The 14,082-nt window shown below is 62.4% G+C and carries 11 protein-coding genes; 5 read left to right on the top strand and 6 right to left on the bottom strand.

From position 1 onward, the window contains the following. The first annotated feature begins 405 nt into the window (after positions 1–405). Positions 406–681: an HAD family hydrolase gene (locus DBO33_RS44100; protein ID WP_234391037.1), complete on the top strand. Its 276-nt coding sequence runs from the start codon at positions 406–408 to the stop codon at positions 679–681. On the opposite strand, the gene DBO33_RS25875 is transcribed toward DBO33_RS44100, so the two are convergent. Beyond that, the gene (locus DBO33_RS25875) at positions 669–1,094 is read right to left on the bottom strand and encodes a helix-turn-helix domain-containing protein (RefSeq protein WP_107657383.1); all 426 of its coding nucleotides are present in this window, start codon (positions 1,092–1,094) and stop codon (positions 669–671) included. The two genes, DBO33_RS44100 and DBO33_RS25875, sit on opposite strands and share 13 nt — an antisense overlap. Before the next feature lie 39 nt (positions 1,095–1,133). Between DBO33_RS25875 and DBO33_RS25880 the strand changes: the two genes are divergently transcribed. Continuing rightward, positions 1,134–1,961 (top strand): class I SAM-dependent methyltransferase, encoded by an 828-nt coding sequence (locus DBO33_RS25880; RefSeq protein WP_107657384.1) that lies wholly within the window; start codon positions 1,134–1,136, stop codon positions 1,959–1,961. Positions 1,962–2,140: 179 nt separating this feature from the next. Here DBO33_RS25880 and DBO33_RS43040 read toward each other — a convergent pair whose 3' ends face one another. Both DBO33_RS43040 and DBO33_RS25885 read right to left on the bottom strand, forming a co-directional pair. After that, positions 2,141–2,308, bottom strand: coding sequence for a hypothetical protein (locus DBO33_RS43040; RefSeq protein ID WP_159080517.1), 168 nt, complete (start codon positions 2,306–2,308; stop codon positions 2,141–2,143). Positions 2,309–2,500: 192 nt separating this feature from the next. After that, complete coding sequence (locus tag DBO33_RS25885) at positions 2,501–2,887, bottom strand: hypothetical protein (protein ID WP_107657385.1); 387 nt, start codon at positions 2,885–2,887, stop codon at positions 2,501–2,503. A 489-nt stretch (positions 2,888–3,376) separates the two neighbouring features. On the opposite strand from DBO33_RS25885, the gene DBO33_RS25890 reads away from it, so the two are divergent. After that, positions 3,377–3,937, top strand: a complete 561-nt coding sequence (locus DBO33_RS25890) for a hypothetical protein (RefSeq protein WP_107657386.1) — start codon at positions 3,377–3,379, stop codon at positions 3,935–3,937. A gap of 591 nt (positions 3,938–4,528) precedes the next feature. On the opposite strand, the gene DBO33_RS25895 is transcribed toward DBO33_RS25890, so the two are convergent. Both DBO33_RS25895 and DBO33_RS25900 read right to left on the bottom strand, forming a co-directional pair. Continuing rightward, positions 4,529–4,846: a hypothetical protein gene (locus DBO33_RS25895; RefSeq protein WP_107657387.1), complete on the bottom strand. Its 318-nt coding sequence runs from the start codon at positions 4,844–4,846 to the stop codon at positions 4,529–4,531. 104 nt (positions 4,847–4,950) lie between these two features. Continuing rightward, a complete protein-coding gene (locus DBO33_RS25900) occupies positions 4,951–7,383 on the bottom strand; it encodes a NucA/NucB deoxyribonuclease domain-containing protein (RefSeq protein ID WP_159080518.1) in 2,433 nt (810 codons plus the stop codon). Between the two features lie 1,134 nt (positions 7,384–8,517). Here DBO33_RS25900 and DBO33_RS25905 point away from each other — a divergent pair. Next, on the top strand, positions 8,518–10,191 hold the full coding sequence (locus DBO33_RS25905) for a recombinase family protein (protein WP_234391038.1): 1,674 nt from the start codon (positions 8,518–8,520) through the stop codon (positions 10,189–10,191). Between the two features lie 607 nt (positions 10,192–10,798). Beyond that, positions 10,799–11,446, top strand: a complete 648-nt coding sequence (locus DBO33_RS25910) for a HEPN domain-containing protein (protein WP_159080519.1) — start codon at positions 10,799–10,801, stop codon at positions 11,444–11,446. Between the two features lie 142 nt (positions 11,447–11,588). Here the strand turns inward: DBO33_RS25910 and DBO33_RS25915 are convergent, their stop codons facing one another. Then, complete coding sequence (locus DBO33_RS25915; RefSeq protein WP_107657391.1) at positions 11,589–14,006, bottom strand: P-loop NTPase family protein; 2,418 nt, start codon at positions 14,004–14,006, stop codon at positions 11,589–11,591. Positions 14,007–14,082: the final 76 nt, after the last annotated feature.

Consider the following 14,082-nt stretch of genomic DNA (forward strand, 5'->3'; position numbering starts at 1 on the left):
GTCCGCCCGTGAAGGCTGCACGAGCTTCCTTACGGCTCGCACACCCCGAGGCTCGATGAACTCTTGGGTTCGAGACGCCATCAGAAGCACTCAACGAAGTGTTGCGATGACCGCCTGAACCCACACCGCGTTCCGGGCGTTCGCTGAGCTGCAACCGTTGGGCGGCAGCCGATCTCGCGAACATCCGCATCTGCCGAAGAGCGTGCCGCTGCCGCCGCTGATGGAAGCAGCTCCGCCGCCGCCGCGGCAGCGTCCGACCGCCGCAGCAGAAAATAGCTGACGTCACGGCGGCGACATCGACGGATCCGAAACCCGCGGACGACGTCTTGAAGGTTGGCGACGCCGCATCGGCGAACACCGACACCGCGTCGCACACATCATCTACGACCAGGCGGGAGGCAACCGATGACCAACGCTGTCCCGCAGCATGATTCGCCGCCCACGGCACTTCTACCACCTGGTGCTCCCGTGCTGACCCCGGAAGGCCCCGGCACGGTGTTTACCGTCCACGTCGGTGACATGCAGGGCGCTCGCGCGGCCGAGGTGCGCGCCGTAGGGGTCGCCACCGGCCCCTGTGATGCGGCGGAACTGCGTGCGGCCGGCGCCGATGTCATCCTGAGCAGCCTGACCGAATTCCCTGCCTGGCTCGCGAATTACCGAACCACCGCTCACCTGTCCTGAATCGATTTCCGGCGTGGGGCGCCCGCGCTCGGGGCCTGGCCCAGGATTCCGAGGAACTTCGGGCATTCCATATGGCTCGGCGCCGGGCAGGCGGCGGCATGCCGGAGACCGTCGCGCATCGCGGTGAGTTCGCCGATCTTGCGGTCCAGTTCGTCGGCTTTGGCGGTGAACATCTCCCGGTCGAGGTGTGGCTGCCCGTCCGAACCGAACATGCGGGCGATCTCGTCGAGCGAGAATCCGGCGCTGCCGGCCACGGTGATCAGCGAAAGGCGTTGCAGCACAGCCGAGTCGAACAGGCGGCGCAGACCCCGGCGCCCGGTCGAGGCGATCAGCCCGCGCTCCTCGTAATAGCGCAGCGTGGAGGCGGGCAAGCCGGATCGCCGGGCGACTTCCGCAATGTCCAGAACGTCCATGATTGACCTCAAGTCGACTTGAATTGACACAGTCTAGGCATGGATCCCACGCAGCGGAATGAAGACCAGCAGGCGCGCTGGAATGGACAGGCGGGCAACGCCTGGGTCGAGGCGCAGCACGTCGCCGATCAGGTGTTGCGGCCGTTCGAGGAGATACTGGTCGACACGGCCCGCAAGCTGTCGGCGCAGCGGGTGCTCGACGTAGGCTGCGGCACCGGTGGCACCTCGATCGCCGTCGCCGACGCGCTCGATACGAGTCAGGTTGTCGGCGTGGACATCTCGGAGCCGATGATCACCGCTGCCCGCGCCCGCGCACCGCATCCGGCGGTGACGTTCGTGCAGGCCGACGCCCAGACCCACTCCTTCGAGCCAAGCTTCGATCTGATCATGTCCCGCTTCGGTGTCATGTTCTTCCAGGACCCCGTGCAGGCGTTCACCAACCTGCGCCGCGCCGCGACTGGCACCGGCGAGCTGCGTTGCATCGTCTGGCGCGGGCCCGAGGAGAACCCCTTCATGACCACCGCCGAACGCGCCGCCGCCCCACTGCTGCCGAACCTGCCCGCCCGGATCCCGGACGCCCCCGGCCAATTCGGCCTCGCCGACAAGGACCGCACCGCGGGAATCCTGCGCGACAGCGGCTGGACCGGCGTCGCCGTCGACCCGATCGATGTCGAATGCACCATGCCCGAGGACGTCCTGACCTGGTACTTCTCCACCCTCGGCCCGGTCGGCATTCTGCTGGCCGGGGTGGACGAGACCACCCGCGCCCGTGTCGTCGAGACCGTGCGCCCCGCCTTCGACCCCTTCGTGCACGGCGACCAGGTCCGCTACACCGCCGCCTGCTGGATGCTCAGCGCCCACGCCTGACTCGCCGATGATGCCCTCCGTTCCTGGACCATGGGTGGAGGGGACGTGCCACCACAGTGAGCCGTCTGGCAGCAGCAACTTGATTCCCGCGTAGTTATCAGGGGTATTGCGGATCACGAAGCCCGCTGGAGACCACCGTGCAGGCTGGTACCACTGACGTTTCTGTTTCGGACTGATCTTCACTCTCCTGGGTTGGATTTTTCTTCCCGGTAGGCGGCGAGATCGGCGAGTGCCAGCTGGATTTCGTCGGCCGCTGCGGCCTGGCACTGTTGCTTCTCAGCCTCTGTGTCGACGCGTTTCGCGACCTCATTCCGACAGTCGTGCGAGTTCGCGTTCGACGGACTCATCGAAGTCCTTCATACGGGCGGATGGTACTCAGGAACTGTGGGGTACCAACGGGTATCGGTGGGGGCCGGCCGGGTCACAGGCCGATGGCAAGCGAGGTCCGGCCATCGGCGTGAGCGCGCGTCGGGAAAGCTTGTCGACCAACGGATCTGGACGGCGGACCAACGCGCGCTCCGCGGCATGTGAGTGCGTTCTCATCGGAGATCGGCGAACGTGTCTTCCCCTGGACGCCACACATCACACATGTTAGAGAACCCGTCGAGCATCGCAATCTCCGGGCCGGTGAGTTCCGCTGATTTCGGGTGGATCGACAGTGCGCTGGTCGCGAACCGCAGCAGAAGACCCCTGCCAACGGCCTCCTCGGTGGACACCACGGTCTGATTGATGAACGCACACAGCGCATCTCGATACCCGACGTCTCCCAAGTACAGACTGCTACCGCCCACATGGACGGTCGGCCACACATAGCTGGTCAAACGCGGCCCGTCGAAGTGGAGTTGGAGGTAGTCGCGGACGAAGACCACCGCGACCAACTCGAGGCCGATCAGTCGAATGAGCAGCGAGTCCTTTGGAGCATTCATCGGCCCTTCCAAGGTCGTAGGCGTTCGGGCCGGGCGTCCTGAATGCCGAGGACGCTCGTTCCGGACGGGCGGAAGCGAATGGTATCCAAGAACATAGCGGTATCCGGCGGTCCGCTCGAATACCATGAGGTCGCTCCGGAACCGGTAAGTCGAGGGCACGGTCATCGGCAGATCAGTGCGTTCGTCGGCCGGCGCCACGGCTCTCAGGATCGCGCGCTCCGCGGCATGGGAGTGTGTTCTGCTGAGTCTGGAAGTTGCGGGTTGGCGACGCGGCAGGCCAAAGCCGACGTCACCGGAGGGTAGATCCCCGAGGAGCATCTGAGCGAAGGCGCGAGCCTCACCCGGACGACGTACCGGAACATCCGACATTGCCGCTCAGGCGGTCAGCGCGAGCCGGTGAAAATAGCGGCTCATGACCGGACCGGCGTCGTAGTAGCGTGCGAGGTTCTCTTGCACCACATGGTGCTTCGTTGTCGTTAGGGATATCGAATGGCAAAGTCGCTGTGCTTCGCGCGAAAGCTCTTGATCTGGGTTGCCCTGGCATTGGGCGGTCTGGCGACCGCCTGTGGAAGCGACGGCGCGGACACGAGTTCTGTTGGCGGGCAGCGGTATAGCACTGAGCGCGTCGCCGGTGGCTGCGATCTGATCGATCTGTCGGTCCTGGACAGGTGGGAACTCACGCCCAGAAATCGTTCGGGCGACAAGAAAAACACCGAGCTTGGCACGGAGCTGGCGTGTCATGCGGAGAACAGCTCCCTCGACACCGACCACTTGGCGGCAGTGAAGTTACGGACGGTCCTGCACACCGACAAGGGTCAAGCGTTGACCGGCTATGAGATGAACCTGGACTTCGCGAAACGTGCCTCGGGCGTCAACGCCGAGGTCGCCGTGCCCCTTCTCGGCGAACGTGCCGCCTATGTATACGAGAAGAAGGACTCGGCCTCGACCAGCAACTTCCGGTTTCCGAGGTCCACTCTGCAACTGTCGCTATTGGACGGTTCCCTGGAGGTCCGCCTGATCATCGTTGTCGCCGCACCGACCACCGAATAGGAACTGCTCGCTGTCGCCACCGAACAGATGCGGCGAATCACCAACACGTTGGAAGCGTGAGAAGAAAAGCGCAGTCCTCGGCATTCATCGACGTTACTCGGCTCGCTGCTCAGGCATCAGCGGACAGGGTGCGGGGCAACTACAGCGCATCAGCTGATGACAGGCGGATGTTCGCGGCCTGAACCTGTGCGTTTAGCTAGCAGCGGTCTGTCTGCACTGCATTGAAACTCGGCACATCCTGATGTTCTACGTGTGTTCGGCCGACCGTGTGGTCAGGGGTGTGTCGAACGCCCGCACATCGGCATTATGGGATGTTCCGACTGCGCTCGTCTGCCCTGCCTGACCTCCGGTAAGGGCCGCTTACCGGATGCCACGAATATCGGGCCTGCGAGGTGAACCTGCGACGATGTCATCGAAGCTTCGAGTAAGAATCGTTCGGCACAGAAGCAACGAGGGTGCAGGTCAACGACCTGCACCCTCGGAAACCGTGGATTATGCGTCCAGCACTCGGATGCGCACGCAACTGACCGAGCCTGAACGTGTCGCAAAGCGCGGCCCAGAACTGCTAGGAAGCACCGCCAGTACGATTATTCAGTTACCCGGCCCGGTTGCTGTCCATCCACCGTCTTGCTCGGTCACTGCAGGGCCGTGCGGAGTGAGTTCCTCCGGTCCGGTGCCAGGTCCAGGTTTGGAGTCCTCGACGAAATCTTTGGCAGAGCGGGGGATGGGCCCGTCGACGTTGGGTTCTTCAAGGTCGTCGAGGCCGTCGGTCTGTCCATCGAGCGGTTTGTTGGTATCGACCACTGTGTAGTCCTTCGGGTTCGGTGCCGGCTTGCTCGTCGAGTTGGAGATCATCACCACGCCCACGGCCGAGGCGGCCGCAACAAGTGCGGTGATCAGCGCGATCATCGGCTTTCGTTTCATCCGCCCCTCCTCGGGCTGGGCCTATCCTGCGGCTGCCTACGTCGCTGTCCACTGTAGGTGTCAACTACGTGCGGGGCGACAGACCACGGTCAGGGCAGGTGTCCTCCCGCGGCGAGCACGTAGAAGCTGTCGTTATCGATGACTCGGTTCGATCCGTAAAAGCTACCCAGCCAGCTGCCGGCTAGCCGATTCTGCGGATCATCAATCATGCACACACTCCAGCCTGTGGCGGTCGAGCCGTTCAAGTCCGGGACGTGGCACTGGGGATTGAAGGTCCTGCCGGAGCTCGGTGCACGGTTGGCGCCTTCCTTGGTCGAGGCGAAGGGGAATTCGTCACAACTGCGGCCGGTGATGCCGTTTTGTCGGTCCCGCATGATTACGGTGCCCGACGGACACGCGACGCGTCGGTTCTGGTTGCGGGCAGCGACGTTAGCTTCTCGATGCAGTGGGCTCGAGCTGGTACCCGGGATACCCGCGGCCAATGCCTCGCGGACGTGACCGACGGCTTCCGGGTAAAGCGCGGGGTCCATGTCGAATGCTGGTGTAGTACTTGGGAAGACACAACCTTGCCGGAATCCGGTGTTGGTGCGCATCGTCTTGTCACACCGCAGGGTGTTCATGTCGAACCAGACTTTGCCTGTGTCGCTGTAGGTTGCATCGAAATTGCCGAACTTGACTTCCAGCCGGGTACCACGGGTGTCGATTGCGCCGTCGTTCATCGCTTGTTCGTCGAACCACATCTGTACCGTCAGGCTGCCGCCTTGGGGTACCGGTGTGCCTTGCTTCGGTCCGGCGTAGCGGGAGTTGTTCTTGTTGAAGTTCGCCCCGCTGACCTTGTACAAGAACACCGGTTGCCCTACCGCGCCGGTGGCCGTGCCGAATTCGAATTTGAACTCCTGAACGAACCCGCCGGACTTGTGCGAGCTGCGGAGGCCGCCGGTGACCGTGACCGGGATGGTGCTGGTGGTGTTGCCGCGGATGTATTTGATCGGCTCCTGATACCGCAGGCACCCGAACTTGCGTCCTCCCCGCCATTGCTTGTCGGTGGGCGCGTTGAAGCACCGTGGATCAATCACCGCATCGGAGGTGTCGATGTCGGGCAGTGTCGGCTCCTCGAGGTCGGCGAGATTCCATCCCACGCAATTCGGTTCGCAGCTCTCCTTGCCTACCGATGGCCCGGACACCAGCTGGATACCTTGGTTGGCGGGTGTGCCCGCTCGCGAGTCGCCGGCGAAGCCAGCGACCGTCGTGGGGCTCGGTCCATCGACGTTCGGGGAGATCTCGCCGTCGTCGACCACCGCGGCGTCGGCGATCTGTTGGGTGGGCCAGCTCATGCGGCCGTATTCGAATTGCTGGCTGCTGTTGGACCCGTTGACCGTCTGGTCCGCGGTGGGATACCCCCAGCTGCCTTGCTCGTAGCCGGAATAGGACCATTTGGTCAGGATTCCGCCGCTGACCGGGTGCGGTCCGAACTGTGGCGTCCAGTAGATGACGCCGTGCTCGAATCGGTTGAACCGACCGACTCCGTCAGCAGTGCCGGTTTCGTCGCTGATCGGGTAGCCCAGATACCCGCCTTCCCAACCGGTTTCACCCCACTTGTCCCGGATTGCGCCCGCGACGTAGTAGGCCTCGTTGAGCTTCCAGTAGATGGTGCCGCCCTGGAAATACTGACGACGCCCGATGTTGTCGGGGTTGACGGGCTCATCAGACGTGGGATAGCCGAGGACTCCGCCTTCCCAGCCGTTGCGCTGCCAAGCCGCGAAGAAGTGATTAGCGACGGGGTGTGCACCGCCGGCCGGGGACCAATAGATCGGCCCGTTCTGGAACGTCGATCGTTTGCCGACGCCGTCGGGGTTGCTCAGCTCGTTGGAGGTCGGAAACAACAGGAAGCTGTTCGGCCCACCCAGCTCGTTGTATTTGTCGCGGATCGCGCCACACACCTCGTAGGGCGCCGGCCAATACACTTGGCATCCCGGTGCAGCGAGCGCCGAACGCTGCTGCGGCCGGGACACGACTGCGGCTTCCATCGTTTCGGCCTTGTCCGCCTGATCCTTACTGAACCCCTCGGGAATTTTTTGGCAGTCCGAACGCATCTTGCCTGGCACCACACTGGCCTGCGGGTTTTGGGTCGGCTCCCATTTCTCTGGCGCACGCGAGCGCGCGTTCGGTGCACATGCGACGCCCGTCGGCGGTGTGGTCGTCGTAGGCGTGGTTGCTGGTGGTGTGGTGGTCGTTGGTGGCAGAGCCGATTTTGTCGGCGAAGATCGTTGCGTATCAAGGGGAGCCGGGACTGTGGTGCCCGTCTGACCGGGAGGCAGTGAGGTCGAGGCTGGTGGCGCGGGCGAAGCGGGTGGCGCCGTTGTGGTCGGAGTCTGCGCCGGTACGGTCGACGTTGGCTGGGCGGCCGCGAGCTGTGTGCTTGCTGTGATCATCAGGGCTGCAGCACTTGCCACACCGGCACGCGGCAGGACCCGAAAGAGCCATCGCTTGTACTGAGGCGTGAATGAACGTGACTGTTTCACCGAATCCCCTCCCACAAGATTGCCAGCGCATTGCCAGCCTGGGTACAGGCTGTCACACACACATGCGCTTGTCACTACTACCCGACTGGGGAATCCGACTGGGGCAGCCCACTCCAGCCAAATCTGACCATGCGTAGAGCACACAAGACTGCGGCGAATCATGCTGGTTCTGCACGGGTTAGGGCCGACTCCGCATCCGTGACGGTTCGCTCGACCGCATCTCGACACTTCAGCCCGACCACCACAGCCGGTGCCGGCCACCCGCGGTCGACGACAATCGCTGATGGTTTGCCAACTTGCGAAACTGTTCATATTTTGAGTTCGGCGGTGCGCCAGCTTCGGCTGCGACAGTGCTCCGCGGCGAACTACAGGGCACGGCCGAACCCTGCTCGCCTCGCCGCACTGCCGGGCGACCACGATCTGCGGGACGAGTACCCTCTATCCCAAATACGCTCTGGGGTAGTTGATTTCGATAGCGCGGCTATCGTCGGCCCATGCGCCGACAGGATGCACACGCACAACACTGGCGTCGTGGTCCAATGTCGCCCCGCCATTGTTCGAGCACCCGACGGTTCGGCTGATTGCGCCTCTGGTCGTGCGGTCGGGGGCCTCACCCCGGAAGGTAGGCCATCGACACGCGGGCGAAGATCAGGTTTCATGGAGGATGGACGGGAATCTGTGGGACGGGTCAGAGAGTGACTTGTCATGCCTCCGGTTTCCCTTCGGCCCTCCGGTCGTCCGCTACCGCCTAACCTCGTAAACGGTTCGCGCAGTCACGAATCGCGGTATTGCAGCGAGCGGCTGCTAACTCCCGATCTGGATCCCTCATGAGCGGCGGCGAACGCCAAGACTCAGACGGCTCCGACCACAGCACCGACGACGTCACAGTCATTTGCCCAGACAGCGCGCCCGTGCTTGACCCAACGGCAGCCTCGGCACTCATGCAGCTGATCCTCCGCCACACCCGCGCCCGCCGCGGCACAACGAATAGGATCGATCAAGCTCAACGTATCGATCGCGAATCACTGCCCGACACTACAGATTTGAGCGCGCAGCGGACTGCTCGCGCTGCGACGGGGCCCGGCCGAATGCATGTATCGGGTGCGCCCCCGAGAACCGGAAGGCGGCGTAGCAATGATCCGATTCGCATTCGCAGGACGGGTATCGACCGAAGATCAACAGGACCCAAACGCCTCCCGCAACTGGCAACTCGGACGGGCCAAGGCCCTCATCGATCATCACGGTCACATCGTCACCGAGTTCTTCGATGTCGGGCAGTCCCGGTCGATTCCGTGGAAGCGTCGCCCGCAGGCCTCACGGTTGCTCGACATGCTCGCGCGCCCCGACCGCGGGTTCGACGCGGTCGTCATCGGCGAACCCCAACGCGCCTTCTACGGCAACCAATTCGGGCTCACCTTCCCCGTCTTCGTCCACTACGGAGTGCAACTGTGGGTCCCCGAGGTCGGCGGTCCGATCGATCCAGAGTCCGAAGCCCACGACCTGATCATGTCGGTCTTCGGCGGCATGTCCAAAGGCGAACGCAACCGCATCAAAATCCGTGTCCGCGCTGCCATGGCCGCCCAAGCCCAAGTCGAAGGCCGCTACCTCGGCGGCCGACCACCCTACGGATATCGGCTCGCCGACGCCGGCCCACACCCCAACCCCAGCAAAGCCGTCGACGGCAAACGCCTCCACACCCTCGAACCCGACCCCGCCACAGCGCCGGTCGTCCAGCGCATCTTTCGTGACTACCTCAACGGTTTCGGCATCTTCGCGATCGCTCAACGCCTCACTGCCGAAGACATCCCCTGCCCGTCGGCTTACGACCGCAAACGCAACCAGCACCGTTCCGGGATCGCGTGGTCGAAAAGCGCTGTACGCGTGATACTCACCAATGCGCGCTACACCGGACACGAAGTGTGGAACAAACAGCGCAAACAGGAATCCCTCATCGACGTCAACGACGTCGCCCTCGGTCACCAAACCAGACTCACATGGAACCCGACCAAGGACTGGGTGCGCTCCGATCAACCGTCCCACGAAGCACTCATCAGCAAAGAAACCTTCGAACAAACCCAGCTGCGCCTAGCCGCCCGAAACCAACGATCAGTCCGCAGCAAAGTCCGACTCCAACACCCCTACGCCTTCAAAGGACTGCTGACCCACGAAACATGCGGACGCCGGATGCAAGGCAACTGGAACCACGACAAAGCCCACTACCGATGCCGCTCCCCCGCCGAGTACGCCATCGCCAACAAGATCGACCACCCGACAGTGGTTTACCTCCGCGAAGAACAAATCATCGACCCGATCGACACCTGGCTCGCCCAAGTCTTCCGCCGTGATCAGATCGAGCACTCCCTCACCATGCTCGAAAGCGCCCAACCAGACAGCAGCGCGGCAGACGCCTCCATGCTCGCTATCCGGCAGTCACTGACCGACTACGACCGCAAACTCAGCAGCTACCGCGCCGCGCTCGAAGCCGGCACCGACCCTCAACTGATCGCGACCTGGACCCGGCAAGTCCAATCCGAACGAGAGGTCGCTGCCGCGCAGCTGACCGCACTGGAAGCAGAAACCAAGGCTCGCCCTAGGTTGAGCCGCAACGAGATTCGCCAACTAGTCGAGTCCTTCGGCGGCCTCATCAAGATCCTGCGAGCCGCCGACCCGACCGACAAACTCGAGGTCTACCGACAACTCGGCCTCACGATGACCTACAACCACGAAACACGGGTGGTGGTGGCTGAAGTTCAGCCACCACCACCCGTGTGCGTATTGGTCGTGTCCGGAGGGGGACACACGCGCTAAACACACAAATCGACCTGGGGAAATGGTGACAAGCTCCGCATATGTTGACGTTAGAGCGCCCCGGAATCGAGACCTCCCGGCTCTCCCAGTGGTCTGGTCAGACCTCGACGCCCGGGTCGGGACGGGAAGCGCGGAGGCGCCCAATAGCTGGATACTTCCCGCCCGCTAGGCGCCGCTCCCGCCCCGAGCGTCACCGCCTCACCGCGGCCCAAGTTCCGTTCGCCCACGTCGGGCGACCGCCTCGAATTCGAGTTTATGAGCAGCTCTCGGTCGGGTTCACAACCGCCCTGACAAGATCTGGCCACTATCTCAGCCGGCCCATCAGCGCTGACCGCCGGGCAGATCAGCGCCATTTCTTGCCTGATCGCAGGGCACCGCTTGTTTCCTCGCATTTGACCGAAATCTAATGTGGGCCTGGCTTCTTCGGACCAGTCTCGGCGATGTGTCGCGGCACGAATTGGCTGCATACGGCTCCGAGGAAGTTCGTGTCGGCGTGTCTCGGACACTGCCATGGCTGGTAAGTGGGCCCCGCCTCCTCTGCTCTCGTCCCCTATAGGGAGTTAAACGCTCGATGTAATGAGATAGACTCTTTGGTCGATTTACCTGTATGTCGACGCCAGCTCTGGACGCACTCCAAACCGCGCTATCGGACGTAGATCGCCTGCTCGCGCATCATCCGAAGGCAACCAGCGGTGGGCGCGGTCGACCTTCCAGCGACGAAGGGCCATTGCTTCGCTCCAGCTTGGTGCTGATCTATGCGGCATGGGAAGTTTATGTCGAAGACAGCGCAGTTTGGGCAGTTGAGGAGGTGGCGCGCGATGTCCCAGACGTGGCTATTCTGCCCCAATCGATCAAAGATTTTGCGAGCAAGCAAAAGGAAGTCGACCCTTGGGATCTTGCGGGTGACCACTGGCGAACCAAGGTGTGTGAGCTAGCCCGACTTCTGGTCTACGGAGACCCCACACGAAGCCAATTTGGCATCAACACCGCTGGCCCAGGCCAGGTCGTGGACTTGCACCACAGGCTGTTAGGGACGGATCTTCTGAGCAAATGTCGGTGGCAGAAGATGTCGGCCACGCGTGTCAAAGCCAATCTGTCCGATTTCATCAGCATTCGAGGTGAGATCGCCCATAAAGGCAGCACGCCAGGCGCACTGCACCTCAAAGGCGCCCAATCGTGGAAGAATTTCGTATGGCGACTTGCGCAGGCGCTTGATAGCAAAATCGAGGATTGGGTTACGAACGCGCTTCCATGAACCAGAATGTGGTAAACTAATCATCCTTGGGTGATGCGCGTGCGAGACACCGAAATCGCGCCCAGGACTTTATTCGCTCAGCCGTATTACTACCGCTTGTTCATGCGAATCACTTGAGGATCAGCGGTTCTCGCAAGCTCCATTAATACAAAAGTTGGCCATATTTCGTTGGTGGGACTATCCGTTGGAAGTCATGCAAGGCTGCGGCGATGGCCTTCAACTTGGGATGATTCGCACCGTCCTCCAGTAGATTTCGTACGGTAGCAGATCCGACGGCGATCGCCGCGCCGGTGGCCTCTGGGTGGCGGTCCGCTGTTGTGGGAATCATCGCGATCAGTCTCTCGAGGGATTCGATGATGAGGGATGTGTCATGGTGTGAGTGGTCGGCGAGGTTGTAGAACGCACGAGTTGTATACGCCACGGACTGGATCAGCAAGTCGCCGACCTCGCGGTCGGTAAGGTTCTCGAGGCAAGCCTGCTCCATGCAGAGGTAATGGACCGCCTCACCCCATTTGCCTAAGCAGGCAAGAGTTCTGGCGATATTCCCCCACAGTTGTGCGTTAGCCTGGCTGACCGGGTCCATTTCGTAAGCGAGTGCCGACACCGCGACGGCGTGATGCAGGAGGCTGGCAGTTAGCTCGATATCGCCCCCCGCACCAAAGAACGTCATCCATGCTTGTGTGGAGTAGACAGCCCGGAACAGTGCGGGTTCGGTTTGGTCTTCATGTTCAACCAGTTGCCGTACAACCAGTTGCACGATGTCATTCATCGCGACTGTAACGTTCAACAGCCGAACCGGGCCGCGTGCTCCGGATCGGGAGATAGGGATCTGTTCGTCCACGGTTACAAGGCAATCGCGTTGTATTGCGCGAAGTACCTCGCCCGCAGGCGGATCGGCCAAGGCGTAGTGCGGAAACTGTTGATCGACATTCTCTCCGGCGCACCCCAGCAGCAGATTGACGGGAATCTGTCGTGACGCGAGGAACGTTGCGGTGCGCAGCGCATTCGCTGCCAGGATGTCAGCGACACCAGTTCGAGCAGTGAGTCTTGCCCACGTCATAGTGATGGCACCGACCACAGTGAGGGGGTAGTCGCGGTAGCCCATGGGCGCAGAGGGCAGGTCGGCCATAGCCCGTTCGAGCAGATGCTCGAACCCTGCAACCGCACCGGGAATGTCGTCGTGATCGAGTTGGGTGGTCAGCAAGTACGCGGCGGCGATTTCGAGAGCGAGCGGCCAGCGGTGCAGGCGAGCGGCCAGTTGATCAAGCGCTCGTTGTTCACGCCCGTTTGGCAGTCGATGATGGAGCAAACGCAGGGACAGCAAGCGGGTAGCCTCGGCAGGTGCCATGCCCCCCACCTCCAGCTGCGAGGTATGCGAGCCCGATAGCGGAGTCCGGTCAGTGCTGGTTACAACGACGTGCCCGTGCCCTCGCTGCGGAATCCAAGGGCGGATAACGGCCTGGTCGGAACAGTTGTCGAACACCATCAGCCACGGTCTGGCACTACGGGCCAGCGCTGCGGATACTCGCCGTTCGACGGGGACGGCTTGGTCGCCGGCGATCAAACCGTTGTCTTCGAACCACCGTGCGACGATGTTGTATGACTCCCTCATTCGAGGCTCATTGGTGGCGTCGATCCAGATGATCGCCCAGTACGCGTAGGCGTTCTCGTCCGCCCACGCCGCGACGAGGCTGCTCTTGCCAATTCCGGATAGACCACTGATCAGGCATACAGGCGCTGCATCGCGCGGGATGGGGATGGGCAGGTGGTGGGCCAATTCGGCAAGCAGATCCCGGCGGGCAACCTCCGTCGTACGTGGAGGTGGTGTGACGTGAACGGCCCAGTCTCGTTGGTGCATCAGTGATTTCACCTTGTCGGCGTCGAAACACAATGCCTCTGACAGTTCAGCCCTGGACAGAGCCGTCTTCTGCGGTCCGGCGGCTCGCGTCATCACCCCGCACACCAGGTAGCCCGTCAACAACCCAGTCGCGTCCCACCCCACCGATGCCGGCGCGACCCGATGCCGGGCAGTCCGGACCAGCTCCTGAACATCGGCTCTCACCTGTTCGATGTCGCGATGATCGAGCCTGATTTCAGTACGGCGCAAGCACTCCCAAAATTCGCGCCCCGCTACCGCGAGATTGTTAGCGACATTTGCCCGCGAAACCAGGGAGAGAACCTGGGTGCGAATATGTGCGGTGCCGCCTGTCATCAGCTCCAGCAGCTCGACGAGGTTGCCCCCTGCCGCACGATTCGTAACCACCAAGTACCGATGCGCTTCTTCGTGGCTGTACATTCGCCCAAGCATCACCAGCACATCAGCGGCGGACAGGGTGCTCCCCGGTCGGCCGCTCTTGACCTGCGCGACGGTGTGATCACGAGACCCCGAAACCAACGAAAAGTCGATGATCTCCTTGTCCGTCTCCAGTTTCGAAGTCCGCACACCTTCGATGTGAACATCGGTGAACTCCGAATCGGACGGAAGCATCATGACCAGCGCATACTCCAACGTGATGAGATACTGGTACTCGAACCCGTGTGCCGCGTCCCGTCCACTCATCCAGATCCCTGCCCTATAAGTCGACGCTCGACCGAAGCGAACTTGGCTATAGCCGAACAGTATCTGGCGACACCGA

Source organism: Nocardia suismassiliense (assembly GCF_900269665.1).
GTDB lineage: Bacteria > Actinomycetota > Actinomycetes > Mycobacteriales > Mycobacteriaceae > Nocardia > Nocardia suismassiliense.

Bases quoted from the DNA above. Each gene is read 5' to 3' on its own strand.
- DBO33_RS44100 (WP_234391037.1), top strand. From the start codon at position 406: ATGACCAACGCTGTCCCGCAGCATGATTCGCCGCCCACGGCACTTCTA.
- DBO33_RS25875 (WP_107657383.1), bottom strand. From the start codon at position 1,094: ATGGACGTTCTGGACATTGCGGAAGTCGCCCGGCGATCCGGCTTGCCC.
- DBO33_RS25880 (WP_107657384.1), top strand. From the start codon at position 1,134: ATGGATCCCACGCAGCGGAATGAAGACCAGCAGGCGCGCTGGAATGGA.
- DBO33_RS43040 (WP_159080517.1), bottom strand. From the start codon at position 2,308: ATGAGTCCGTCGAACGCGAACTCGCACGACTGTCGGAATGAGGTCGCG.
- DBO33_RS25885 (WP_107657385.1), bottom strand. From the start codon at position 2,887: ATGAATGCTCCAAAGGACTCGCTGCTCATTCGACTGATCGGCCTCGAG.
- DBO33_RS25890 (WP_107657386.1), top strand. From the start codon at position 3,377: ATGGCAAAGTCGCTGTGCTTCGCGCGAAAGCTCTTGATCTGGGTTGCC.
- DBO33_RS25895 (WP_107657387.1), bottom strand. From the start codon at position 4,846: ATGATCGCGCTGATCACCGCACTTGTTGCGGCCGCCTCGGCCGTGGGC.
- DBO33_RS25905 (WP_234391038.1), top strand. From the start codon at position 8,518: ATGATCCGATTCGCATTCGCAGGACGGGTATCGACCGAAGATCAACAG.
- DBO33_RS25910 (WP_159080519.1), top strand. From the start codon at position 10,799: ATGTCGACGCCAGCTCTGGACGCACTCCAAACCGCGCTATCGGACGTA.
- DBO33_RS25915 (WP_107657391.1), bottom strand. From the start codon at position 14,006: ATGAGTGGACGGGACGCGGCACACGGGTTCGAGTACCAGTATCTCATC.